We start from the raw sequence: 25,380 nt of genomic DNA on the forward strand, positions 1-25,380 counted from the left end.
AGAGATTAAAGAACAATTAGCTAAATCGGATGGCATTTTTATTATTTTTAGTTATATAAGTGTTAAAAGTAATGTGATCCACTGCAACACAATGAAGGCACACCCTGCAAGGTAGAGGCGAAAACGTGTTCGAATATGATTACTACCGATATGAACATAGGCATGTGCAATACGACTAATTACAAACAGTAGGGCGAAGATGCTGAACCACAACGTAACAAGTTTCATTGCGAGTGCGGCAAGAGAAACCACAAAAAACAACACGGGAATTTCGAACTGATTAGTAAAGTTTCTAGATGCCAGAATGACTTCTTCAGGCGCGTTGTCGAGCGCCATGGTTTTGAACTGATCAAACTGGATCTGTTTCTCTCGCGCAGCTTTAAATCGACGTTTACCCATTATGACCATGATAACTAAGGTCAGTAGAGTTTGTAATAATAGCGCAGCGAGCAGTAAATAAATGGATGTCGGCATAGGTTCCTCAGTTTACGAAGTGTTACAAAACAAAAAATTTCTATATTGCAAAAGCTTAGTCGAATGACGATGATAGTCTGGTTCCAAAAAGTAATTATCACAATAATGGATTGTTTTATGAAAAAGCTATTCGCAATTAGCACACTTACCTTAGCAGTTTTGACTGGATGTGGTACAACTTCTTCACTCAATCATTCAGACACGACTGAGAATCTTCTTTCAGAGCAACTGGTTGTAAGTCCTAATGATGATAGACAATATCAAACGTTAACCTTGGAAAATGGCATTGAAGTCATTTTGGTATCAGATCCTTCTGTATCGAAGTCAGCGGCAGCGCTGAGTGTTGGCGTTGGTCTACTACACGATCCTATGTCTCAGCAAGGGATGGCGCACTATCTTGAACATATGCTATTCCTTGGTACAGAAAAATATCCGGATAGCAAAGGTTATTCTGAGTTCATGACCAAAAACGGTGGGGCACACAATGCTTACACTTGGCTGGATATTACTAATTATATGTTCAAAGTGAACAACGATGCCTATGACGAGGCATTAGACAGATTTTCCGACTTCTTTAAATCTCCAAAGCTTTACCCTGAGTACACAGAAAAAGAAAAAAATGCAGTAAACGCAGAGTGGTCGATGCGTCGTGAAATGGACTTTTTTGGTCAATTTAAACTTGCACGAAACATGATGGGAGAGCATCCAGCTAACCGCTTTCTTATTGGTAACCTAGAGACGTTAGGTGATAAAGAAGGTAGCAAACTACACCAAGAGACCGTTGCTTTTTATGATAAGTACTACTCTGCGAACATCATGAAGTTAGCTATGATTTCTAACGAGCCGATTGAGCAGATGGTGGCAAAAGCGAAAAAGCATTTCACGACAATCAAGAATAAAAACATCGAGAAGCCAGAGGTTAAACAATCTCTTAACTTCGATAACGTTGGGAAAAAGCTGGTCCATTATAAACCAAATGAAGACGTTAAGACGCTACAGCTTGATTTCACTATCAAAAACAACGCAAGTGCGTTTGCGGTTAAACCGAACTATTTCATTACCTATCTTCTAAGTAATGAAATGGCGGGTAGCCCTGCTCAAGTACTAAAAGATAAAGGCTTAATCTCATCGTTAAGTGCATTTTCGACACCGAATAGTTATGGTAACTACGGCACATTACAGATTGATATTCAGTTAACCGATGAGGGCTTAAAGCAACGCGAGTTAATTACAGGTACGGTACTTGATTATATCGATATGATCCGTGATAAAGGAGTCGATAGCCGTTACTTCAAGGAAATCCAAACGTCGCTAAATAATCAATTTAGGTTTTTAGAAAAAGGCGATGAATTTGGTTACGTCAGTAACCTTGCGGATAGCATGCAGCATTACCCAATGAACCACGCTATCAATGCGAGCTACTACTATGCGCAGTTTGATGCTGATGCTGTTAATGCCGTCTTGAAGCAATTAACACCTGATCAAATGCGGGTATGGTATATCAGTAAAGATGAACCTACTGATGCAAAACTACACTTCTATGATGGTGAATATCAGATTGTAGACTTAAAGCGCAGCGATTTTGATAAATGGAAAGAAGAGGCAAATTTCGATTTAGCTCTTCCTAGTGTAAATACCTTGTTACCTGAAAACTTCGCACTGAAAACATCTGCGGATGATGCGAAAAAGGGTGTTCAGAAGGTTATTGATGCGGATGGCGTAACGGTTTGGCATGCTGCGAGTGAGCGTTTCTACCAACAGCCTAAAGGTAGTCTGAAAATTTACGTCAATAACCCAAGTGCATTAAAAGACATCAAAACTGAGGTTGCACTGTCGATTTGGGCTGATTTATACCGTTTGGATAAAGCAAAGTTAATGACGGAAGCGAGCATAGCGGGTATGCATCTTGGGCTGACTCCTGCAAATGGGATAATGCTAGATATTTCGGGTTTTACTGATAAGCAAGCTTTATTAATAAAGGATGCGCTCTCTGGTGTTCGTGTAGAAACGAATAAACGAGCATTTGATCAAGCCATTGATCGTTATGTACGTGGCATTAAAAACCAGGAGAAAGAATTCCCATTCAGACAAGCTTTCGGTGTTTATCAAAAACTTATCCGTTCAGGAAGTTATGATGATTCTGCATTGATATCAGCAGCTAAAGCTTTGACTCTGGCCGACTTAGATAAAGTGCAAAATCAAATTCTGACGAATAATCAAGTTCGTGTTTTTGCCTATGGCAACTACGATAAAGCCGATTTGCAAACAGTAAAAGAGACGCTCGACAATGCGCTGCCTAAACGCCAAAAAGTGACCAATTACGCACGTGCTAAATATTGGCAACCAGAGCAAAAGCAGACACTTGTATGGCAGCAAGACATTGATGTTGCTGATGTTGCTGTAATCGATTTTGCAGTGCACCCAATCAAAGGCTATGCGCAAAAAGCGGCGGCGATGGTGCTTCAAGGGCACTTAAGAACGGCGGCATTTGAACGTCTGAGAACCGAAGAGCAGCTAGCCTATGCAGTTGGTGCAACGAGTGTTGCTATTGACGAATATTCAGCGCTAGGTTTCTATATTCAAACACCAGTAAAAGATGCTAAAAGCATGCAAGCTCGTTTTGACGCGTATAAAGATGAATACGCTAAAGACTTAGCTGCGTTAGATGAGGCAACATTCGAGCAGTTAAAAAATGCAGTGTTAGTCTCATTAACCGAAGAGCCAAAAAACCTTTCTGAAGAACTACAACCGTTAATAGGCGATTGGTTCAAAGAAAATATGGCATTTGACTCCGAAGCTAAGTTAATCGCCGCAGTTAAAGCGGTCACATTAGAAGATATTAAAGCGTACTATCAGCAAACTGTAATGAACACCGATGCTGCTAGATTAAATATTCAATTACGTGGCGCTAAGTTCCAAGCTGAGCCGTTTGCAGATTTACCTAAGCAAACTAAGCTAGACTCAGTTGAGCAAATGTATAAAAACGTCAAGTTCCAACAGTAACCTGTCGGTATTTCAATAGTAATTAAAAGCTGGGCAAATTCGTTTCCCAGCTTTTTTATTCGCTTATGTAAATGCTAAAGTTCCTATGGAAGTTAATTATGATATTTTTGGAGGCAGAATGACGATTGCGACGGGAAAGTGGATCTTTTTAAGGAAAGCAACTCTAAATGATGCGGGCTTCTTACTCAGGCTTTTGAACCAGAAAAGCTTTATCGCTAACATCCGCGATAAAGGCATAAAAACGCAACAACAAGCTGAGGAGCATGTCGAGCAAGCTTATCTTATTCCCTATCAAATTGGTACGCCCGCAGCTTACATCGTTGTAGAAGCAAGCAGCAACACTAGTATCGGATTGTGTGGTTTGTATCAAAGACCTTTTTTTGATATTCCAGACTTAGGTTATGCGCTTTTAGATGAGTTCACCGGAAAAGGCTATGCGTCTGAGGCCGTTAGGTTACTTATGGAATATGCGAAATTAGAACAAAGCTACACCAAGCTAGCTGCTATTACATTAGAAAGCAACAGCAACAGTATTAACCTACTTAGCAGAGTGGGATTTAGTCGTATTGGTAAAATTATAATTGATAACGACTTAACACCTGTAGTGGTGTTTGAGTACCAACTATAAACGCAGACTTATTTGTGCAGTTAGTTGGTTAAAGTTTTGTTGATGTGCAGATACAAGTGCACTAAAGCCATCTTGCTCAAGCGTTGTTTCAAATTGGAATGGTTGCACTTGAGTTAGTTGATAGCTCCCTTCTTTGTATTGGTAAAGATACCAAGTCCCGCTCATCACAGCACCTTTGTCAAAGTGCCCTGCAAACTCGTTAATTTCTACAACGAGGCGTTGATGCTCTTGCGTGTTGCGATAAAACTTATCGCTTTTAATTGCAGTGGTTTGGTTGGTTGCATTTAATGCGTTTACTAAGTTCCACGTCAGCATATCTGAAGGTGGCTGAGCCCAAAAATGAAAATTAGCGATATTTACTTTGTTCTCTGGTTGATATTGCACTAAAGCTTGCTGATCAAATAATTCAATTAACTGCACTTTATCAACCAAAAGAACGTGATTGAGCTCAACTTGCTTTTCGTCAGCGACACTCTTTGCTTCTAACTGATAATAACTAACCGGCTGCGATGGATTCGTTATACAGCCCGTTAAACAAAATAAAAGCAAAAATGTCGTTAAGCCAGTCTTCATTTATTTTTTCCTTGGGAGTGGGTCTGCACCGCTCTCTTTATTAAAAATAAGCATATTAGGTTGCTCATTCAACCCTTTAGAAATAGGCTTTAAGCGATTTGACAAACTTTCAAGTTCTTCAAGGGTATTACTAAGTTGATCCATAACACCCGAACCTTTTTGGTACTGAGTCATGGTTTGCTCAAATTGCTTCAAGCTTGATGTGAGCTGGCTTAACGTATCTTTTAAGCTCGTTAAATTACCGCCAACCTTGTCTGTTATCTTGTTATTATTAATAGACTCTACGAGTTGATTCATTTCCATTGCTAGTAACCTGTGTTGCTGAAGGGCACCTTCTAGTTCCTTAACAGTTGTTTCAAGAGGTAACCCATTTAACTTGTTCAGTAAGCTTGTGACCTGTTCAGAAAGTGCTGTAATACCGCTCGGAACGCTGGGTAATACTGGATAAATAGTCGTTTTGTTTGAACTAACGACTTCTGCACTTGGATAAAAGTCTAACTCTATATATACCGCACCTGTTAACAAATTGCCACTTTTTAGTGACGCTCTAAGGCCACTACTAATCCATTTGTCTATATTTTCTGACCAATATGTTTGAGCAAGCTGCGCATCTTCGTAAATGCGGCCGTACTCAATTTTAACCAATACAGGCACAGAGGTGTTATTTTGTTGAAAGTATAAAGGTCTATCGTCGCTAACACCAGTTGCAGGAACTTGTTCTATCGTGCCAATTCGCATACCTCGATATTCAATTGGTGCACCAGCTCGAAGTCCTCGAATTGATTGCTCAAACTCAATGAGATAGTAATCAAAGTGATCAAAACGTTGCTCTAAAGCCATTGCAAAGTTTTTGTGTAAGGCGTAGGTTTTGTTTTCGAGCGCTACTGTGCCGCTTGGCATAGTTGGTGGATAGTCAACAGAAATCCCACCCTTGATCATCTTTGCTAGCGATCCTATTGACACTTCAACGCCTTCCGTTGATAGTTTAAAATCAATGCCTGAGCTAATCCAGAAAATAGCGTTGTCTGTGATAAGCGTATCGTATGGCGAATAGATAAAAATACCATATTCCATTTTTAAGCTTTCGACACTAAAGTGTGCAGACTCAACCTGACCCACTTTATAATTGCGGAAAAAAATACTGGAGCCAACGTCTAATACTTCAGCATCTGAAGCCACGAGTTGATAGCGCTTTCCTTGCACCTCTGAGCCAATTAATGCAGGTTCATCCATTAAGGTGAAGATGCTCGAACGTGTTTTTGCGTCACCAGGGGAGAGCTCTATATATACGCCAGAGAGTAGCGTATTCATGCCTGAGATGCCGGATTCATCAATTCTAGGTTTTACTACCCAAAACGTAGAATCTTCAGCCAATAAATCACGGTAGGGCTGTAAAATCCTAACTTTTGCAACCACTGCATTTTGTTCTAATTCAAGCTTTAATGACTCGACTAACCCGACCTTAACGCTTTTTACTCTCACTTCAGTTTTGCCGGCAATAATGCCATCTGCGTCAGTCATTTTTATAAAAATAGTGTGGCCTTTATTTGCCTGATGTTGATATAACATCCAGCCTGTGATGAGCAACGCGATAATTGGAATAATCCATATCACTGAAAACGTTGGTTTGTCTTCTATATCAGCTTGAGTAGTCATTGATTATTTTTATCCCACAATAATCTTGGATCAAAACTATTAACGGCTGCGATTTGGCAAAGCACCATCAAAGTAAAAAACACGATACCAATTTCCGGTTCGACATTTAGCACCGTACCGAGCTGCACCAGAGACACTAAGATAATCACGACAAACACATCAATCATGGACCAGCGGCCAATGAATTCGAGCAAGCGGTACACTTTTGTTGCTGTGATTGGGTCTTTTGGTTTTTTAACTCGTACAAGTAAGTAACTCAATAGTAACGCTTTTGCGATAGGAATACATATACTTGCGAGAAAAATAAGTGTTGCTACAGGATAAGAACCGGCTTCCCAAAGCACTTGAACGCCTGAAAAAATCGTTGCAGGCGTATGGAGCCCGAGACTAATGGTATCCATGATGGGTAGAAAATTAGCAGGTATAAGTAGCACGACGCTGGTGAGCATCCAAGCTAAGCTTTTTTGCGTTGATTGGGAGTTTCGGTATTTTAGTTTAGCGTAGCAGCGCTCACACTTTTCACCTTCACCCAAAAAGCCACAAACCTTGCAACGTTTTAGCGTAGAAGATAAATTCTTCGGTTCCACTAGGTGACGATTACATTGAGTCTGATTACGCCACATATACTCGTGATCGAAAAGTGAGAGCGCTTCAATAAAACACAAAACGAACAGAATATAGGCCCAAAACCCAAGGCCCATCTCTAATTCAGCGAAAGACATTAATTTAAAAGCGCTTACGAGCACGGCGACTAAAAATATATCCGTGAGATTAAGCGGTTTCAGTGCTGAAAGTAATTTGGCTAAATGCCGGGCATTGTGCGCATTGATGATTTGCCAATACTCGGTGTGCGCAAGCAGTAGCAAGGAGCATACTGCAACAGGCATAACTAAAATAGTGAAGGCAAATAATCCAGCAAGAAAATAGCTGTAATGTTCAGCTAACAATATGAGCGCTTGCCAGAGGCTCACAACTTGAGTGATACCGTGTTGCGTGTAGGAAATAAAGTCTGGAAATAAGCTTGCGAATAAAAATAGTAATGCAGAAAAGCTGAAGGCTTGTACTAATTGGTTTTGATGTCCTTGTACATGACACAACACGCATCGACAGTTTGGGCACACCGCACGCTTTTGGGACTCGATAGAGTCTATTTCAACAAGCGTATCGCATTCAGGGCAAGCTGTAATCACACAAAAATCCGTTGATTTCCTTTTATGCTAGTTTGCTTGATGCGCCCAAATTTATCAATGTTAATCAAATACTGCGACGGTCTGGCGGCTTAGGGCGAGCAGCTTGCCATCTTGTGACCAAATTTTAGCATCTTCAATACCATAACCATTTTGGCTATGGTGGGTCACGGCTTCAAAGCCCAGCCAAGAGTCTGAGTCGAGTGAAATATCACACAAAAATTCTATATACCAAGACATACTGCTGGCGGGGCTTGGCGCTTTACACATCTGGAGTAAGGTTGGCGGCCATGAATCAGCAAGAGCCAGTGTATGCAGTTCATTTACCGATGTAGTTTGTGCTTTAAATCGCATCCAACCACCTAGATTCGAAGATGGTGCACCTGAAAATGGTAAAGCTCCTTGCTGGACATTGAGCGCGACATGCTGGAAAAATGCAGGCATCACACCTTCTTGGTATGGAAGAACTGCCTTTGGATTAACATCTGAAAGAGTAGGGCTATCGACATTTGTAACTTGGATAGCGGATGCTCTATCCTTGCCAAAGCACCCGATAGCAATAAGACAAACCTCGCCTGATTGGATCAGTTGAGTTTGCATTTGAGTGGCATTTTTGCCGCTACGCAAAATCGTTGTTGCAACGGTAAATGGTGCGCCTTCTAGCAGTGGTCCGACAAAATTTACGCTCACAGAGAGCAATCGACGAGGCTCTGTCAGTTGATGCTTCATGCTTTGCACTGCTATTGCTGCAGACAATCCGCCAAACGCAGTGCGGCCTTGACACCAACTTGCAGGAAACGTCATTTGTGTTTGCGCTTGCTGTAAATGCTCCGACTGAATAATTTCATCAAATGTCATGTTGTCATTTCTCATTATTTATTATGTTGCATTTAGCATAACTGGTCTAACCAGGTAATCAAGCGTCAAATACATCGTATTTTCTTCTTCACTTGTTTCAAAATAAGCAATTAAGGGTGTTTTTTTGACCGAAACGTTCGAAAAGCAAAAAAATTTCAATTTTTTTCATTTTTTTTTAGTTGTGACGCTTGAATTACAAATCGGTGACCTTATTTATCAAATCAACTAACTGAACAACGAATTTTGAAGTCGGAGATGATTCATGGGTAAAATTATTGGAATCGATTTAGGTACTACTAACTCTTGCGTAGCGGTACTTGATGGTGACAAGCCGCGCGTTATTGAAAATGCTGAGGGCGACCGCACAACTCCTTCTGTTATTGCATTTACAGATGATGGTGAAACACTAGTCGGTCAGCCAGCAAAACGCCAGGCAGTGACTAACCCTAAAAACACACTATACGCGATCAAGCGTCTAATTGGTCGTCGTTTTGAAGATGAAGAAGTGCAGCGTGACCTTAGCATCATGCCTTTCAACATCGTAAAAGCGGACAACGGCGACGCTTGGGTTGAAGTGCGTGGTGAGAAAAGAGCTGCACCTCAGATCTCAGCTGAAGTTCTTAAGAAAATGAAGAAAACAGCTGAAGACTTTCTTGGTGAGCCAGTAACAGAAGCTGTTATCACAGTTCCTGCATATTTCAACGATTCACAGCGTCAAGCAACTAAAGATGCAGGTCGTATCGCAGGTCTTGAAGTTAAGCGTATTATCAATGAGCCAACAGCAGCAGCACTTGCTTACGGCATGGATAAGAAGCAAGGCGACAACGTTGTTGCAGTATACGACTTAGGTGGTGGTACATTCGATATCTCAATCATCGAGATTGATGAAGTTGAAGGCGAGCACACCTTTGAAGTACTAGCAACTAACGGTGACACTCACCTAGGTGGTGAAGACTTTGATAACCGCGTTATCAACTACCTAGTTGCAGAATTTAAGAAAGACCAAGGCATCGACCTAAAAACTGACCCGCTAGCGATGCAGCGCGTTAAGGAAGCGGCTGAGAAAGCGAAGATCGAACTGTCTTCAGCACAGCAAACTGAGGTAAATCTACCTTACGTTACTGCTGATGCAACAGGTCCAAAGCACATGAACGTTAAGCTAACTCGTGCAAAACTTGAGTCACTCGTTGAAGACTTAGTTGCGCAATCAATCGAGCCGCTAAAACGTGCACTTGCTGATGCAGACCTTTCTGTAAGCGACGTAAATGACATCATCCTAGTTGGTGGTCAAACACGTATGCCACTGGTACAGAAAACAGTAGCTGAATTCTTTGGCAAAGAGCCTCGTAAAGACGTAAACCCTGATGAAGCGGTAGCAGTTGGTGCTGCGGTTCAAGGTGGTGTACTTGCGGGTGACGTGAAAGACGTACTGCTACTTGACGTTTGTCCTCTGTCTCTAGGTATTGAGACTATGGGTCAAGTAATGACTGCGTTAATCGAGAAAAACACGACTATCCCTACTAAGAAGTCGCAAACTTTCTCAACAGCAGAAGACAATCAGTCTGCAGTAACAATTCACGTACTACAGGGTGAGCGTAAGCGTTCAAGCGATAACAAGTCTCTAGGTCAATTCAACCTAGAAGGTATTCGCCCAGCGCAGCGTGGTGTTCCACAAATCGAAGTTACTTTTGATGTGGATGCTGATGGTATCTTACACGTGTCTGCGAAAGACAAAGACACAGGTAAAGAGCAGAAGATCACAATCCAGGCTTCTTCAGGTCTAAGTGATGAAGAAGTAGAAAAAATGGTACGTGATGCGGAAGCAAACGCAGAAGAAGATAAAAAGTTTGAAGAGCTAGTTGGCGCTCGTAACCAAGCTGATGCACTTGTTCATGCTACACGCAAGCAAGTTGAAGAAGCGGGTGACGACCTTCCAGCTGATGACAAGACTGCAATCGAAGCCGCGCTTGGCGAGCTAGAAACAGCAATCAAGGGCGATAGCAAAGACGAAATCGATGCTAAGACACAAGCACTAGCAGAGAAATCGCAAAAGCTAATGGAAATCGCTCAAGCAAAAGCGCAAGCTCAACAAGCTGGCGGTGACGCAGGTGCCCAACAAGGTTCAGCGAAAAAAGACGACGATGTAGTTGACGCTGAATTTGAAGAAGTTAAAGACGACAAGTAATTGTAGGTCTTGAAGGAGGGCGCGCTGGCTGTATGGCTTGTCGCGCCCTACGTGTTTATAAATTAGACTGTTGTCTAGCATTAATTTGCAAGCGACAGGGCTCATCAGAGTCTGCAACGACATAAGTTGCCAAGAAAGAGTAGTGTGATAAAAATGTCTAAACCTGACTATTATGAAGTATTAGGTGTTGCAAGAGACGCCAGTGAACGTGACATTAAGAAGGCGTATAAGCGTCTTGCAATGAAATATCACCCAGATCGTACTGCAGGTAACACCGAACTCGAAGCGAAATTCAAAGAAGTAAAAGAAGCTTACGAGATATTGACTGATAGTCAAAAACGCCAGATGTATGATCAATACGGCCATGCAGCTTTCGAACAAGGTGGTGGTGCTGGTCATGGTGGATTTGGCGGCGCTGGCGACTTCGGCGATATTTTTGGGGACGTATTCGGTGATATCTTTGGTGGCGGTGGTGGTCGTCGTCAATCAAGACAACAGCGTGGCGCGGATTTAAGATATAACTTAGAGTTAAGTCTTGAAGAAGCGGTACGTGGTAAGCAGGTTGATATCCAAATACCAACTTGGGTGAGCTGTAAACCATGTGATGGTAGTGGTGCGAAAGCAGGTTCTAAGCCTAAAACTTGTACAACCTGTCATGGTGCAGGTCAAGTACAAATGCGCCAAGGCTTCTTTGCGGTACAGCAAACTTGTCCAACTTGTCAGGGCACAGGTCAGATCATTTCAGATCCGTGTAACAGCTGTCACGGACAAGGCCGTGTAGAGAAAACGAAGACACTTAACGTTAAGATCCCAGCAGGGGTTGATACGGGTGATAGAGTACGTTTGTCTGGCGAAGGTGAAGCGGGAGCGCATGGTGCTCCAGCTGGCGACCTGTACGTACAAGTGAGTGTAAAAGAGCACCCAATCTTCGTACGTGACGGCAACAACTTATACTGTGAAGTGCCAATTAGCTTCACAACGGCAGCACTCGGTGGTGAGATTGAAGTGCCGACCCTAGATGGCCGCGCAAAACTGAAGATTCCATCGGAAAGTCAAACGGGCAAAATGTTCCGTATGCGGGGTAAAGGCGTGAAGTCTGTGCGTAGCGGTGCGGTAGGCGACTTAATTTGTAAAGTTGTTCTTGAGACGCCAGTAAACTTAAACGAGCGTCAAAAAGAGCTTCTGCAAGAGTTTGAAGAGTCTATGGGTGAAAACAACGGTAAGAACCGTCCTAAAGCACAAGGCTTTTTTGACGGCGTTAAGAAGTTCTTTGATGACTTAACTAAGTAACTTAAGTTTATTTGAAAATGCCCGCTGCGATAGCGGGCATTTTTGTTTTGACGGGTGATGCGTCTCATCGTAAGGCGATAGCATAAGCGTTTGTTTCTTGGTATAACAGAAATCAACATCTGCTTAAAAGGAGTTTGTAATGACACCTGCAATTAACCTACTTAAAAAAGCTAAAGTGGCGTTCCAAGTGCTGCAATTTGAGCATGACCCTAACGATCACGACTTTGCTAATGAAGCGGCGAAAAAGCTCAATCTAGACCGAGAAAAAGTATTTAAAACCCTGCTGATTGACGTTGATGGTACATTGCATGTAGCCGTTTCTCCCGCCACGCAACAAGTGGATTTAAAAGCTTTTGCTAAAGCGTGTAAGGGGAAAAAAGCACAGCTTGCAGATCAACAGAACGCGCAAAAGGTAACCGGTTATTTAATTGGCGGTATAAGCCCGTTTGCGCAGAAAAAACAGTTGCCAACTTTACTTCACGAGAGTGCTTTAGCATATGAGCAAGTTTACGTTAGTGCAGGCAAACGGGGGGTTGAAGTCGTTGTTTCACCTGCTACGATAGAGCAGCTATGCAAAGCAAAAATCGCACTGTTTTAGTGGCAGTGCTTGTTTTAAAAACCAACTTGATTACAGATAAAATGTCAGTCTAGAACTGCTAAGGCTGTCAAACCTCCTCGCTCACTCCTATTTTCTCACTAAGAACAGTAATTTACTTTTTTCGACTTACAGCTGTAAGCCATTAATTTAGCAGTCATTTATATTAATCACTCGATAACTCAGTAAAAAAGCCGTTAAAAAATTAAGTAGAGTAATTGATCTAAACGATTTTTTATGCCGTAATGTAGGTATATCTATCTGGTCGGATGAGTTAATTATGAGCCTAAGAACGAATTTAAGAAAGATCCTCCCAAGCATTTCAATCACAGAACAAGAAGCATTAGATGCCGGTGATGTTTGGTTAGAAGGGTCAATTTATCAAGGTAAGCCTGACTTTTCGGCGCTTCGTGCTGTACCTGAAGCTAAGCTAAGTGCAGAAGAGCAAGCCTTTTTAGAAGGTCCAGTTAAAGAATTAATGGGTATGATCGATGACTCGGAAATTCAAAATGGCAAACACCTGCCAGAGCATGTGCTTGAATTTTTGAAAAAAGAGAGATTTTTCTCCTTGATCATTCCAAAAGAATACGGCGGTCTAGAGTTTAGCCCTTACGCAAACTCAACGATTGTAGGTACGATAGCGACTAAATCCTCAGCGGTTGCGGTAACGGTGATGGTTCCTAATTCACTAGGCCCAGGTGAGTTATTGTTACATTATGGTACTAAAGAGCAGCAAGCGCACTACCTTCCTCGCTTAGCAAACGGTCGTGATATTCCGTGCTTCGCGTTAACAAGCCCTGAAGCCGGTTCAGACGCCGGTGGTATTCCGGACCAAGGTATTGTTAAAAAAGGCATGCATAACGGTGAAGAAGTACTTGGTCTTGAAGTAACATGGGACAAACGCTACATCACACTTGCGCCGATTGCGACAGTACTCGGTTTAGCCTTTAAAGTATTGGATCCTGAGGGATTACTAGGCGGTAAGAAAGAACTAGGGATCACCTGTGCGTTAATTCCCCATGACCATCCGGGTGTGCAACTTGGAAACCGTCATGACCCTATGGGGATACGCTTTTATAATGGTACGACACGTGGTGAAAAAGTCTTTATCCCAATGGACTTTATCATCGGTGGCCAGAAGAATATTGGTCGCGGTTGGCAGATGTTGGTAAGCTGCTTAGGTGCTGGACGTGGTATTTCTTTACCAGCACTAGGTGTATCAACTAGTCAAGTCGCACTGAAATCGGCATCTGAATATGCAGCGGTACGTGAGCAGTTTGGTCTCTCGATCGGTCAGTTTGAAGGTATTCAAGAAAAGCTTGCTGATATTGCAGGTAAAGCTTACATGCAAGAGGCGATGCGGGTATTAACAACAGAAGGTTTAGGTATGGGTCTTAAGCCATCTGTAGTAACAGCAATTGCAAAATACCACATGACTGAAACTGGTCGTGACGTATTGGACTCTGCGATGGATATCCTTGCAGGTAAAGCTATTCAAAATGGTCCTCAGAATACCCTTGCAAGCGGTTATGTTGCACAGCCAATAGCGATTACCGTAGAAGGTGCAAACATTCTAACGCGTAACCTGATGATCTTTGGTCAAGGTGTAATGCGCTGTCACCCATATTTGCAGTCGATGGTTGAATCTATTCACAGCGAAGAGAAAGACGCCGACAGTAAATTCCGTGGTATTTTGACGAAAACAGTTAGCTATAGTGTTGCCAACAGCTTACGTGCTTTCAAATATGGTCTTATGCCATTCACTGCTGATGCAAAATCACCATTACCTGAAGTGCGTGCGTATGAAAAAGCCGCGCATAGATTAGCAGCTAAGCTTGCGGTATACGCAGACTTTTCATTGCTTGTACTAGGTGGAAAACTGAAACAAGCAGAGATGCTGTCAGCACGCCTTGGTGATGTAATGAGTCACTTGTATGCAGCGATGGCTTCAATCAAATACTACGAGCAAAAAGTAGCGGTAGCAGAGCGTGAGCAGGCAGCACCTTATTTCCATTATGCGACAAGGCATGCACTTGTTAGTGCAGAAGAAGCGCTACATAAGTTCTTAGACAACTTCCCGGCAAGTGGTACTCGTAAATTTATGCGTGTGATCACGATGCAGTTTAGTGGCAAACAAATGCCTAAAATTAATGATGATATGATCAGAGAATTAGCGGCCGCGGCGCAAATGGATACGCCAATCAAAGCGCAGCTTACTCATCTTGTGAAGCCTACCGCAGGTGATGGTCATGATATCAATGAACAAGCATATAAGGCTAAGATGGGTTGCCTTGACCTGCTTGCCAAAGTTAAGAAGGCAGTTCGCAAGCGCGAGATCCAACCAGGTGTTCGTTTCGAGCAAACTTTAGATAATGCGCTCGTTGGTAACCTTATCAACGAAGAAGAGTACGCAAAGCTGGTTGATTACAACCGCAAGCGTGAAAAAGCAATCCGAGTAGATGAGTTCGACTTCGATTTAAACTTGTTAGATGAACAAAGCGCGAAAGAAACAGTCAAGCAAGCCGTGAATGAGTAAGTTAAACAAATAACTTTTTTGTAAAAGTAAAAGCCCTTAACCAATTGGTTAAGGGCTTTTTCATGTTGGGTAAAGATAATAACACCAGCTATAATTATCGAGCACTGTAAAACGGTTTGCTTATTATACCAATTTGTTTTAATACTTGCTCAATTTGAAGGTGCATATCTGACGCTAACAGCGTTAAAAATTTCTTATTTAGAACAACTAAATAGAAAAATTTTTGCCTGTTATTGACAAGACTTTCTCGCCTCAAAATAGGTCACTTAATTAAGCAAATTGGTATTCGTAATAGTAAGTAAAGGGTTGTACTGTGTTTCAGTAATCTGAGTTATACAATAAAAAGCTTGGCTGTTTATTGAACAATTCTCAGGTTGAATAACAAAAAGGTGTAACACAGTGAAAATAAGTATTCCGAACGATGTAATTTCTGCGCCTATGTCAACACAGCAAGAGCAACAATTATGGAGCGGTTGTGGTGATATGTTATTTATCAATCATGATGCTGGGAAGCTTGCAATTAAGCGCACTAAAGTGCCTAATGACATTGCACATCGGCGAATTGAACAATCTTCTGTAGCGCTTGCGCGTAAAGCTAAGTCTTATCAAGTAGAACGTCACTTTTACAAACATCATGCATGCGAGTTACTTTCACCTTGCAATACACCTAGCTATTTAGGAGAAGGGGTAAGTGAAGGGATGGACTACATCGTCTTTAGAGACTTTTCAACTCAAGGCTTTTCGCAAACTGCTAACCCGTCCGAGTCACAAATATTAGCGGTGATAGGGTGGTTAGCTAAATTCCATGCTCACTTTTTACAAAGCCCAGCAGAACATGTGTGGGAGCAAGGAAACTATTGGCATCTGGATACACGGCCAGATGAGCTTGAGCGAATGCAGCACAGTAGTATTAAACAAGCGGCACCACGATTGCGAGATCGTATCAAAAATAGCCATTGGCATACTTGGATCCATGGCGACGCTAAGCTTGCTAACTTTGCCTTTAATGGCAACCAAGCTCTGGGATTCGATTTTCAGTATGTCGGAAAGGGTATTGGTGTGTCAGACTTAATGCTGTTTATTACGTCGGTACTAGACGAAAAGGAACAGCTCCTGCATGCCGATGAGTATCTCAAGTTGTATTTAGATATGTTGAGAATAGAATTATTGGGCAAAGCAGCCTCTATTGATATCGCTCAGATCCTTTCTGAGTGGGAGTCGTTGTGGCCTGTAGTGTGGGCTGACTTCTATCGCTTTCTATTGGGTTGGAAACCGGACCATGTAAAAATTAATGATTACATGAAATTTCAAACGGAAATCGCATTACAACAGGGATAATAAATGGTCATAGCCTTATTCAGTGCGTTAAATTGGGCTGTATTTGATTTTTTACGAAAAAGACTAGCGAGCCATTATTCAGCCGCGCAAATGTCGGTGATATTTAGTTTGCTAGTCTTACCTGCATACATAGGCTATTGGTTGGTTGTTGACAAACAGCTTCCAAGTTCTGCTTATCTAGCACCTGCGATAGCTAGCGGAATTTTGGCTGCAATTGGTAGCGTAAACTTTATTCAGGCCCTTGCGCTTGGGCGAATGGCGGTTATCCTGCCTCTTTTATCCATCACTCCAGCACTTGCAGGTGTGTTTGCTTGGTTGCTATTTGGGGAACCTTTAACCACACTGCAGTCAATACTAATCGCTGCGATTGTTCTCGCTTCGTTTTTATTGCAAGGAGGCAGGTTCTCTTTTCAAGAGCCTGGTGCAAAACAAGTTGCAATCACCTCTTTTTGCTGGGGGCTTTGTATCGTGTTCGATAAACAGGCTTTGCAACACAGCTCGCTCTCTTTTCATGCTGGGTTTCTAACCTTTATGGTATTTTTTGTTAATCTAATCTTGTTACGACCACAATTTAAAAATCAAGATTTCCGCGCACATTGGTTGCTCTGGGCTATTTCTTCTGTGGTATTCGCTGTCGCTGTTATCTTTCAAATGCAGGCGTTAACCGAAATTCAGCCGGGGCTTGTTGAAGGATTTAAAAGAGCCATTGGCATAGTCAGCGCGAGTATGCTTGGGATGTGGTTCTTTAAAGAGGCAATTTCAATAAAAGAATGGCTGATGATCTCTGTTATTTTGTGTTGTAGTGCAATGTTGGCATTAAATAGTGGCGCTTAAGCGCCACTTAAAATGACTAACTTACTTACATTGCGCGACTTTAGTCCAAACGTTTGAGTAGATCTCTGGGCTTGCGCCTTGTGACCAGTACGTAGCACGATATTCAAAGCCTTTGAATGAAACCCGGTCGCCCGTATTGTAGAACTTAGTTGCACTCCATTCTTGGATACCATTACACCCGGCTGGTGCATCACTAACGGTAACTGCCAGTGTTTTAGAAGCAGTTCTGTTATTTGAAGCTGTCACAGTGAGTGTCACTTGATATGTGCCAGCACTAGCATAGGTGTGTGCTGGATTGGTTTGTGAACTTGTTGCACCATCACCAAATTCCCACTGATAACTACCTGCTGTTGATTGGTTGTTAAATGTCGCAGTGAGACCGGATACAGTGAAGTTAAAGTTTGCATTGACTGCACCTGAAGTATCACAGCCATTATTTGTTAGATAATCAACCGCCGCTTTTGCTTGCACAATACCATAGCCGTAAGAAGTATCACGACCTGTTTGGCCTTTGTCTTTTGCTGTTGTATTCAATACTTGGCGAATTTGCTGAGCAGTACATTGCGGGAAGTGGCTCCACACTAAAGCTGCAACACCAGAAACATGCGGCGTTGCCATTGAAGTACCACTAATACTACGATACGCGCCATTATTCCATGTTGAGTTTACACCAACCCCCGGACCTGCAATTTCTACTTGACTGTTGTATTGAGAGAAAGAGGCTTTTGACTCAGAGCTATCGACCGCTGCCACAGATACAACTGCATTATACGATGCTGGGTAGCTCAACGAGCTATTACCCGCGTTGCCAGCGGCTGCGATATGTAGCATGCCACGCTGATAACTTTGTTCAAACGCATTACGCTCTGCTGTAGAGCTGCCGCTACCACCTAAACTCATGCTGGTTACATTGGCGCCTGCCTGCTCACACTGTTCAATTGCTTTAATGAGGTCGGAACCGTATGCCCAGCGGCCTTGGTCATTAAACACTTTAACAATATGAAGACCTAGTTGCCCTGATGGATTTACCCCGACCACACCTGTGCCGTTACCACCTAAAGCGGCTATTGTGCCGGCAACGTGTGTTCCGTGGCCGTTACCATCGTTACTCCACACACCTGTGTCGTAGTTACCATAGCCGTCATTACCAGTAACGCCTGTGCTAGGTAAGTCTTGGTGACCTAGCGTATAACCTGTATCCATAATACAGACTTTACGGTTGCCGCTGTAGCCGTCAGATACTTGGTTAGCTTGCACCATATTAATACCGTAAGGTGTGGTTTCAGCAAGTAAATCAATTGCCGAAGTTTCTACGCTTGGCAAATAACGTTTAGGGTCAATTTCTACTTGCGCAACATTGCCACTTGCTTGTAGTTGTTGCATTTGCGCAGAAGAAACTTCGGCGACATATGCATTAATGATTGGCAATGTGTTGACAGCCGCTGTACCTAAGGTGGAGTAGGCAGCTTCAGACAAAGCCTGCGCTTTAAACTGCGCCGCTTCTGCTTGATTTAAGCGCACTGGCAGAACATTTGGTGTTGCGCTGTCTTTTAATGTGACAATAACGCGCCGTGTATCTGCGTGAGCAACTGAAAGGCTTGCACAAACGCAGGCACTAAGGGTCGAAAGCTTAAGAAGTTTTACTACTGTATTACTGTTTTTCATATTTCACCTGTTTTACATGTTGTTTACGTTTGTTACTAAAACAGGTGTTGACATCGCTGTCAATGTGTAAAGATTAGACAGGTTTAAATTGCATTATCTTTCTGGGTTTTGTTTAATGCATTAATTAATCGTTCTTAAATTCTCAATTTTTTATATTATTATTGTGGTTATTTTTATTAAGTGAGTGAGTTAGTTCTGTAATGGTAAATTGCGCTGGGTCGTTAATGTAACGTAAAAAGTCCAGGTGTTCAGGAAAGTTTCCATGTATGGCATGATACAAAGGTAAGTGAGCGTCATCCAGCGGTTCGAATATAGATAAGGTCACGCTGTCTATCGGTGTGAAGTCTCTATGATATTGTGCTAATCGAGCTAAGGTATAGGCCCCAAGCAACACATGCCCTCCAATCGAAACATCTAACTTAGGCGCAATACCTTCATCCCAATTAATCCCACCTATGACGATCTTACGGTTTAACTCTTTAGCCGCGAGTAATGCGCCATAAGCAATAGGATCATTGGCAGCCCAAACAGTTGTGATTGCGGGATCTCGCTGTAACCACGCTTTAGTGAGGCGATAAGCTTCATTCTGAGACCATTGACAATTTGCCTCTGCAATTAATTCTAGCTCTGTATGGTGCTCAAGATAAGCGCGCATGCCTTTTTGTCGGTCTAATGCCGCAGTCGTCGCCACATCACCGAGCAAAGCTAATACATGCTGTGATGGATTAGAAGATCTAAGCGCTTTTCGCGCAAGTTGATGCATTAACTTAAAACCGGCTTGGAAATTGTCTGGCTCAATGGTGCCAATGAGTTGGTGTCCTGCCTTTAACAAAGCCACTTCCTCTGTTTTAGACGGTCCATTGAGCAAGAAAATAATCCTAATGTTGGTGGCTTTGGTGTTTAACAAATAGGGAACGACACTCGACTTTTCATTAACCAGCACAAGGTAATCAGCATCACTTTTCAAGGCTTGCTCTACGAGCGATTTCATCAAAATATGGTTGCGCTGCGCATAACTTATTTTAAGGGAAATATTCATGTTAGTAGCTGCCGCAGTCATCACGTTGCTGACGTTATACCAAAAATCCCCTGTAGGATTTTTTGTTGCAAAGCCGGGGTTTACAAACTGAACGTTGAATCGTTGTGCAGATAGCACGGCCATCGGTGATAAAAATAAAAAGATGAACAACAATTTTCGGATCATAAGTCTCTACATTTTTGATATTCAAAAAGTGTGCTGCTAAATACGCTACAAGTATAGCTTACGCTAGAATCGTTGCGCTATCTGCCTGTTTTTTGAATGTTATTCGGAACCTGCATATTTTTCATAGCATTGAATTTAGCTCATGCGTTAATTGCTTTATACTAGCGCGCAAAGAGTAAGGGGACTTTGATGAGAAAAATCGTATTTATATTCGTATTGTTGTTTTCGATGTCAGGGGGGGCGCATGAGTCAAGCGAACTGAATAAAACCATGAAGGAAATGGGCCATATTTATAAGCAGGCTATGAAAGCGCAATCTGCTCAAGAAATGCAAGCACACTTAACCGAGCTGACTACACTCGTTAATGAAAGTAAGCAATTTCAGTTTAAGCAAGAGGTGTCTGCCGAGTCAGTTGAGGGCTTGAATAAAGTACTCGAAACCATTACTGAGGCGAGCCAAGAAGTAGACTCGGGAAGAGTTGAAAAAGCCCGTGAAATGCTTTTAAAAATTGATGAACTGAGAAAGCAATACCACAAACTACACGAGCCACCGGGCTTTTGGGAGTTACTATTTGGTAGCTAAGCTGAGATTCGAATAGTTAACTTATCCTATCGCTGTGGTTATTCCTTGTGCTATCACAGCGGCTTAGCTTATCGGTCTTGGCTTTAGTTGAACATGGCAAAAAGACTAGCGAGTCGTGGCTTGATCTTTCTGGCTCACTCGCTAGTTTTCCATCAGCTCCAAAAGCGGTGAAATAGCGATATCCTTTTCTGTACTTATTAGAAATTACATAAAAATCTGCTCAAAATAAGTTGCATTATTAATTGGAACGATCCAGTATGTTTGTTTTTAATCTGGGAAATTTCAATGAAAACCTCCTCATTAGCCAGTCTAATTTTACTCTCATTTTGTGGCTCCTCATCAGCGAATGCCAATGCGCTCTACGACATCACCGAACGCGATGCATTCTCTGTAACGAGCGACGTAAAGGAGCAAATCCAAGGTGAGGGAATAGAGCAATTAGTTGATAGATCGTTAAAAAGCAAATTCTTATCTAAGCAATCTAGCGCTGAGATTGTATTTGATCTGAAAGACGTCAAAGCGCTTGGACAATATAGTCTCACCTCAGCCCAAGATGCACCCGCTCGAGACCCAAAGCATTGGACTGTTGCCGTATCTATAGATGGTAAGGTATGGCAAGAGGCTGATAAACGCAACAATATCGTATTTTCAAGGCGGGGTGAAACACTCGCTTTCGACCTAGCCAAAACAACGGATGCGAGGTACGTGCGCTTTACGATAGCACAAGAAGGTAAAACGCAGTGGGGCGACCGCTTTTTGCAAATCGCTGATTTGGCGCTCTATGCACAAACAAACTTACCACTGGCGAACTTTACTGCAGATAAAATGGTTGCCAAGCTTAATGAGCCAATTTCTCTGCAGTCGATATCTGCAAACTCACCTACAGCACTGAACTGGAAGGTTGAGGGCAAAGCGGCGCTGCCAACCACAAAAAGTGTTGAAGTAGTTTATGACAAGCCAGGTAACTACAATGTTACTCTAATGACTAAAAATGCGCATGGCTCCGACCTTAAAACCCGTGCGAACTATTTAAAAATCTACGATCCAAATCACCCTTGGAAAGGCTTTGAGCCGCCAAAGGTCAAAGTGGTTATCGAAGATACTGAGTCGGCAGGGTCGAAACGCCTGCAAGCACTCTTTCCTGATATAGCCACTACGGTGGATGACGTAACTCGCCAATTGGCCCCTAGGTTGTACAAACACTTTGCAGAGCTGCCAGAGTTTGAGCAAGTTACATTTAGGCTAAAGTGGATGGACACAATAGCGTATCGTTCTGGAGACGAAACAAATATGGAAATCGTGTTTAGCTCAAAGTACATCACCGAAAAACTCGCTGCACAACCAGATGAGCAAGTGGAATACGAACTCCTTGGTGTGCTCTGGCACGAACTTACCCATGGATATCAGCTATTTCCAAAAGAAAGAAGTTATACTGAACCCGATGTCCATGCATTTATTGAAGGAATGGCTGATCTCATTCGCATTCAAGCTGGATTCCATAAAACCCGTTCACCTAAGCCGTCAGATTCTTGGGTTGGTGGATACACAAATACTGGGTTCTTTCTCGCATGGCTCGCTGAGTCTCATCCTGATTTTGCCTATCGTTTTAATCAAACTGCGGTAAAACTAGAAGATTGGTCATTTGAAGATGCAATAAAATCAGTTACTGGAGAGTCCCTTGATAAGCTTTGGTCTCGTTACCAAAGTGAGCTAAATACCAAGAAATTGCAATGAACTAGCAAGAACTAGGTGATTACAATTTGTCATCACTGTACTGTAAATGTACATAATTTGTTGACAGGTTTGTTTTATTGCTCATAATTGGAACGTTCCCTTTTTGGTTTCTGCCTAATACTTTGTTGGTTTTGCTAAGGGAGAAATAGAATTTTAATAAAAAATTGGAACGTTCCTTTAAATTGTGGGGGTCTTATGACAACAATAATGTATAAACATAGCCTGATCGCCGCTGCTGTTCTTGCAGCGGTAACAACTAACTCAGTAACAGCCGCAACAGATGAACAAGCAGAAGAAATAGAACGTGTTGAGGTGACAGGGTCTCGTATTAAGCGTATCGCCATTGAAGGTGTTACCAATGTTCAAAGTCTCTCTTCCGCTGATATGGTAAGAAGTGGCTTTAACACAGTGTATGACGCACTGAGTAGCATTTCAGCCGCCAGTGGTGCCGTCCTCGGTGAAGTAGAAACTGGCTCCTATACACCTGGCGCCAAAGAGTTAAACCTATTAGGCGTTGGACCTGAATACACACTTATTCTCGTTAATGGCAAGCGCTTGGCCTATTACCCAATGCCTTACGGTGGCCAAACTAATTTTGTTAATCTCGATATGTTGCCAACGGCGATGGTTGAGCGCATCGATATTCAATCCGGCGGCGGCTCTGCAATCTATGGTTCAGACGCAATGGCTGGGGTAGTCAATATTATCACCAAAAAAGGTATGGACGAGCATGTCGTTGAAGCATTCTACGGCCAAGATACCTATGGTACGGGTGATAAAAAAGGCTTGTCGTTTGTTGGTGGTTTTGAACAAGACAACTTTACGTTTGACTACTCGCTAGAATACAAGACGGAAGAAGCGCTAACAGGTGCCGACAGACCTTTTCATGACAGCGTTTGGGATAATCCAGACCCAACAAACAAACGAGAACTCAATCGTTCAATTACCGTATGGGCTGAGAACACCGAGTTCAAAAATCAATATTCAGCGCAGTACTGTAATACAGATGATAATCCACACCCAACTGCAGTTCAGCACTTTATAAGCCGCAATGATTACGGCCTAAGCTGTGGGTGGGATGAAACCGGTAATAATTTGCTACGAAACCAAGTTGAAACCATGAGTTTGTATATCAACTCGGTGTACAGCATTAACGACGAACACAGCTTCTTTGTTAACGGATTTTATATCGATCAAGAAAAGAAAGGGGCACGAAATCCTTTCTTCTTTGCTCATGCAGAGTCAATTCACGGTTCCATGTTTTGGGATCCTGATATCAAAAATAAAGCTGGTGGCTACGGCGCTCCAGTTAAGTATATGTGGCGGATAGTGAATGATTCAGAATATACAAATGATGGCTTAGGCCGGGTATACGATGATAAATCTTATTCATTTAGTTTTGGTCTTGAAGGGGAAATAGCAGATTACTATTATTCCGTTGGCTTCAGCCGTTCACAATACGATTTCTCTGATAGGTACTTGCATCACACGGTTGAAGGAAATAACTGGCTAAAAGGACCAAAGTTGGGAGAGGTTGACGGCATGCCAATCTACCGTCCAAATTACCAAGCTTTTTTTGCGCCTCTGACCCAAGACAATATGTATAACATGGCTGATTGGGCAACCTATGATGGCTTATCGTTCAATGAAACGCTAACCGCAGATCTGTCCGGGGATTTATTTGAATTGCCAGCTGGATTTGTGTCTTTTGCAGCATATATTGAGCTGATGAAAGAAGGGACGAGGGCGACACCTGATAGCAGAATACTAAATAAAGAATTTGTCGGTCTGACTGGTGTTATCACCGATGGTGAACGTAACCGTTATGCAGCGGCGACAGAATTTATGATCCCTATTACTGAACAGATCTCTAGTGAAATTGCGCTGCGTTATGACCACTATGATGATATTTCTGATGTTGGGGGGGCATTCACTTATCAAGTCGGTTTTAAATACTCTCCTACTGACGCGCTGATGCTAAGAAGTGCGTATGGAACAACGTTCCGAGGTCCTAGCATGAGCTCAGTATATCAAGGGTTTGCTGGTAACTTTGGACGTGGCTCGGACAGAGTGATTGCAGATGCTTGCCTACGCTTTCAAACCACAGGTGATCCCGCTCAATATAATGCTGATGCATTAACTATCAGCTGCGCAGACTTAGACACAACAAATATCAACGAGCCAAAGTTAGATGCTGACTTTGAGACAATCTCGGCAGGCGATCCAACTTTAAAAGAAGAGTCAGGTCATTCATTAACCTTTGGTCTTGTGTATGAGTACTCCCCTGAGCTGTCATTCAATGTTGATGTTTATGACATTGTCCTTAAAGACAAAATTACTCGACTTGGGTCTGGCGAAATTCTTGATAATGTCTGGAAGTGTGAAAACGGCTTAATTGATTCGTCTTCTGCTAAATGCGCCAATATGCAAGACAGAGTACAGCGTTTTGACCAAGATGGTTTGGCAACCGACTGGTTAGGGAACACGAAAAAAGGATTACCGTACACCGCAGCAATTATCAGAGAAGGTTATATAAACGCCGCGGAAAGACAACATGGCGGCGTCAATTTTGGTGTGAAAGGTACGTTTGAGTCAGAACTTGGCGAGTTTATTTATAAGCTTGATTACAGCCATGTTTTAAAGAAAAAAGAAAAGCTTCGTCCCGAAGATCCGCTTGAAGATGTGTTAGACAGTCAAGATAACTATAACTTCAAAGATATGGCATCGTTTAACCTGACTTGGCAGTTGGAAAAGACCGCAATTTCATGGCAGGTAAATTATAAAGGAAAAAATTGGAACGGTGCTGATTTTGGTCAAAGAGAAAAGTTACCTGCATGGATAAAGCATAATCTAACCATTGGTCATTACATTAATGACAACACGCGAGTGATGTTTACGGTACAAAACTTATTAAATGCGATGCCACCTCAAGACGACTCGTTTAGAAGTTACCCATTCTATAAAGCGGGTAATTATGACACGAACGGTCGCGAATTCTTACTAAAAGTTAACTACCAATTTTAATAATAAAGGGTAAC

18 protein-coding genes are annotated in these 25,380 nt (G+C 42.4%); 11 read left to right on the forward strand and 7 right to left on the reverse strand.

What is annotated here, in order from left to right; translation table 11 throughout:
* Nucleotides 1-51 precede the first annotated feature (51 nt).
* On the reverse strand, nt 52-474 hold the full coding sequence (locus PPIS_RS23655) for an MAPEG family protein (RefSeq protein ID WP_010373104.1): 423 nt from the start codon (nt 472-474) through the stop codon (nt 52-54).
* 117 nt (nt 475-591) lie between these two features.
* Here PPIS_RS23655 and PPIS_RS23660 point away from each other — a divergent pair, with 117 nt between their 5' ends.
* Complete coding sequence (locus tag PPIS_RS23660) at nt 592-3,477, forward strand: insulinase family protein (RefSeq protein ID WP_010373102.1); 2,886 nt, start codon at nt 592-594, stop codon at nt 3,475-3,477.
* A gap of 118 nt (nt 3,478-3,595) precedes the next feature.
* Entirely contained in the window at nt 3,596-4,105 is a 510-nt protein-coding gene (locus tag PPIS_RS23665) for a GNAT family N-acetyltransferase (RefSeq protein WP_010373100.1), read from the forward strand.
* Here PPIS_RS23665 and PPIS_RS23670 read toward each other — a convergent pair.
* From PPIS_RS23670 to PPIS_RS23685, 4 genes are read right to left on the reverse strand one after another with little or no spacing between them, the layout of a single operon-like run.
* A complete protein-coding gene (locus PPIS_RS23670; RefSeq protein ID WP_010373098.1) occupies nt 4,100-4,678 on the reverse strand; it encodes a PqiC family protein in 579 nt (192 codons plus the stop codon). The genes PPIS_RS23665 and PPIS_RS23670 overlap by 6 nt on opposite strands.
* Entirely contained in the window at nt 4,679-6,334 is a 1,656-nt protein-coding gene (gene pqiB, locus PPIS_RS23675) for an intermembrane transport protein PqiB (RefSeq protein ID WP_010373096.1), read from the reverse strand.
* Nucleotides 6,331-7,524, reverse strand: coding sequence for a PqiA/YebS family transporter subunit (locus PPIS_RS23680; RefSeq protein WP_010373094.1), 1,194 nt, complete (start codon nt 7,522-7,524; stop codon nt 6,331-6,333). The genes pqiB and PPIS_RS23680 overlap by 4 nt, the downstream gene beginning before the upstream one ends.
* 60 nt (nt 7,525-7,584) lie before the next feature.
* Nucleotides 7,585-8,379: an acyl-CoA thioesterase gene (locus PPIS_RS23685; protein ID WP_010373092.1), complete on the reverse strand. Its 795-nt coding sequence runs from the start codon at nt 8,377-8,379 to the stop codon at nt 7,585-7,587.
* Nucleotides 8,380-8,641: 262 nt separating this feature from the next.
* Here PPIS_RS23685 and dnaK point away from each other — a divergent pair, with 262 nt between their 5' ends.
* The 6 genes from dnaK (at nt 8,642) to PPIS_RS23715 (ending at nt 17,157) form a co-directional block, all read left to right on the forward strand.
* Complete coding sequence (dnaK, locus tag PPIS_RS23690) at nt 8,642-10,564, forward strand: molecular chaperone DnaK (protein WP_010373090.1); 1,923 nt, start codon at nt 8,642-8,644, stop codon at nt 10,562-10,564.
* Between the two features lie 153 nt (nt 10,565-10,717).
* Complete coding sequence (dnaJ, locus tag PPIS_RS23695; protein ID WP_010373088.1) at nt 10,718-11,854, forward strand: molecular chaperone DnaJ; 1,137 nt, start codon at nt 10,718-10,720, stop codon at nt 11,852-11,854.
* 139 nt (nt 11,855-11,993) lie between these two features.
* On the forward strand, nt 11,994-12,452 hold the full coding sequence (gene ybaK / locus PPIS_RS23700) for a Cys-tRNA(Pro) deacylase (RefSeq protein WP_010373086.1): 459 nt from the start codon (nt 11,994-11,996) through the stop codon (nt 12,450-12,452).
* A gap of 277 nt (nt 12,453-12,729) precedes the next feature.
* Complete coding sequence (locus PPIS_RS23705; protein ID WP_010373084.1) at nt 12,730-14,985, forward strand: acyl-CoA dehydrogenase; 2,256 nt, start codon at nt 12,730-12,732, stop codon at nt 14,983-14,985.
* A gap of 399 nt (nt 14,986-15,384) precedes the next feature.
* A complete protein-coding gene (locus PPIS_RS23710) occupies nt 15,385-16,323 on the forward strand; it encodes a phosphotransferase (RefSeq protein WP_010373082.1) in 939 nt (312 codons plus the stop codon).
* A gap of 3 nt (nt 16,324-16,326) precedes the next feature.
* A complete protein-coding gene (locus tag PPIS_RS23715) occupies nt 16,327-17,157 on the forward strand; it encodes an EamA family transporter (protein ID WP_010373079.1) in 831 nt (276 codons plus the stop codon).
* 21 nt (nt 17,158-17,178) lie between these two features.
* Here PPIS_RS23715 and PPIS_RS23720 read toward each other — a convergent pair whose 3' ends face one another.
* Together PPIS_RS23720 and PPIS_RS23725 are read right to left on the reverse strand one after the other, a co-directional pair.
* Complete coding sequence (locus PPIS_RS23720; protein WP_010373077.1) at nt 17,179-18,822, reverse strand: S8 family serine peptidase; 1,644 nt, start codon at nt 18,820-18,822, stop codon at nt 17,179-17,181.
* A gap of 142 nt (nt 18,823-18,964) precedes the next feature.
* Entirely contained in the window at nt 18,965-20,026 is a 1,062-nt protein-coding gene (locus PPIS_RS23725) for an ABC transporter substrate-binding protein (RefSeq protein WP_010373076.1), read from the reverse strand.
* A gap of 189 nt (nt 20,027-20,215) precedes the next feature.
* On the opposite strand from PPIS_RS23725, the gene PPIS_RS23730 reads away from it, so the two are divergent.
* The 3 genes from PPIS_RS23730 (at nt 20,216) to PPIS_RS23740 (ending at nt 25,366) form a co-directional block, all read left to right on the forward strand.
* Nucleotides 20,216-20,608: a cytochrome b562 gene (locus PPIS_RS23730; RefSeq protein WP_010373073.1), complete on the forward strand. Its 393-nt coding sequence runs from the start codon at nt 20,216-20,218 to the stop codon at nt 20,606-20,608.
* Between the two features lie 285 nt (nt 20,609-20,893).
* Complete coding sequence (locus tag PPIS_RS23735) at nt 20,894-22,342, forward strand: basic secretory protein-like protein (RefSeq protein WP_010373072.1); 1,449 nt, start codon at nt 20,894-20,896, stop codon at nt 22,340-22,342.
* 195 nt (nt 22,343-22,537) lie between these two features.
* On the forward strand, nt 22,538-25,366 hold the full coding sequence (locus PPIS_RS23740; RefSeq protein WP_017216734.1) for a TonB-dependent receptor domain-containing protein: 2,829 nt from the start codon (nt 22,538-22,540) through the stop codon (nt 25,364-25,366).
* The last annotated feature ends 14 nt before the right edge of the window (nt 25,367-25,380 follow it).

Origin of the sequence: Pseudoalteromonas piscicida (genome assembly GCF_000238315.3) — a bacterium.
Lineage (GTDB): Bacteria > Pseudomonadota > Gammaproteobacteria > Enterobacterales > Alteromonadaceae > Pseudoalteromonas > Pseudoalteromonas piscicida.

Excerpts from the sequence above, each read along its gene's own strand:
- pqiB (WP_010373096.1), bottom strand. The coding sequence starts at position 6,334 with ATGACTACTCAAGCTGATATAGAAGACAAACCAACGTTTTCAGTGATA.
- PPIS_RS23670 (WP_010373098.1), bottom strand. The coding sequence starts at position 4,678 with ATGAAGACTGGCTTAACGACATTTTTGCTTTTATTTTGTTTAACGGGC.
- PPIS_RS23725 (WP_010373076.1), bottom strand. The coding sequence starts at position 20,026 with ATGATCCGAAAATTGTTGTTCATCTTTTTATTTTTATCACCGATGGCC.
- PPIS_RS23705 (WP_010373084.1), top strand. The coding sequence starts at position 12,730 with ATGAGCCTAAGAACGAATTTAAGAAAGATCCTCCCAAGCATTTCAATC.
- PPIS_RS23730 (WP_010373073.1), top strand. The coding sequence starts at position 20,216 with ATGAGAAAAATCGTATTTATATTCGTATTGTTGTTTTCGATGTCAGGG.
- PPIS_RS23740 (WP_017216734.1), top strand. The coding sequence starts at position 22,538 with ATGACAACAATAATGTATAAACATAGCCTGATCGCCGCTGCTGTTCTT.
- ybaK (WP_010373086.1), top strand. The coding sequence starts at position 11,994 with ATGACACCTGCAATTAACCTACTTAAAAAAGCTAAAGTGGCGTTCCAA.
- PPIS_RS23665 (WP_010373100.1), top strand. The coding sequence starts at position 3,596 with ATGACGATTGCGACGGGAAAGTGGATCTTTTTAAGGAAAGCAACTCTA.
- PPIS_RS23655 (WP_010373104.1), bottom strand. The coding sequence starts at position 474 with ATGCCGACATCCATTTATTTACTGCTCGCTGCGCTATTATTACAAACT.
- PPIS_RS23715 (WP_010373079.1), top strand. The coding sequence starts at position 16,327 with ATGGTCATAGCCTTATTCAGTGCGTTAAATTGGGCTGTATTTGATTTT.
- PPIS_RS23660 (WP_010373102.1), top strand. The coding sequence starts at position 592 with ATGAAAAAGCTATTCGCAATTAGCACACTTACCTTAGCAGTTTTGACT.
- dnaK (WP_010373090.1), top strand. The coding sequence starts at position 8,642 with ATGGGTAAAATTATTGGAATCGATTTAGGTACTACTAACTCTTGCGTA.
- dnaJ (WP_010373088.1), top strand. The coding sequence starts at position 10,718 with ATGTCTAAACCTGACTATTATGAAGTATTAGGTGTTGCAAGAGACGCC.
- PPIS_RS23685 (WP_010373092.1), bottom strand. The coding sequence starts at position 8,379 with ATGACATTTGATGAAATTATTCAGTCGGAGCATTTACAGCAAGCGCAA.
- PPIS_RS23735 (WP_010373072.1), top strand. The coding sequence starts at position 20,894 with ATGAAAACCTCCTCATTAGCCAGTCTAATTTTACTCTCATTTTGTGGC.
- PPIS_RS23720 (WP_010373077.1), bottom strand. The coding sequence starts at position 18,822 with ATGAAAAACAGTAATACAGTAGTAAAACTTCTTAAGCTTTCGACCCTT.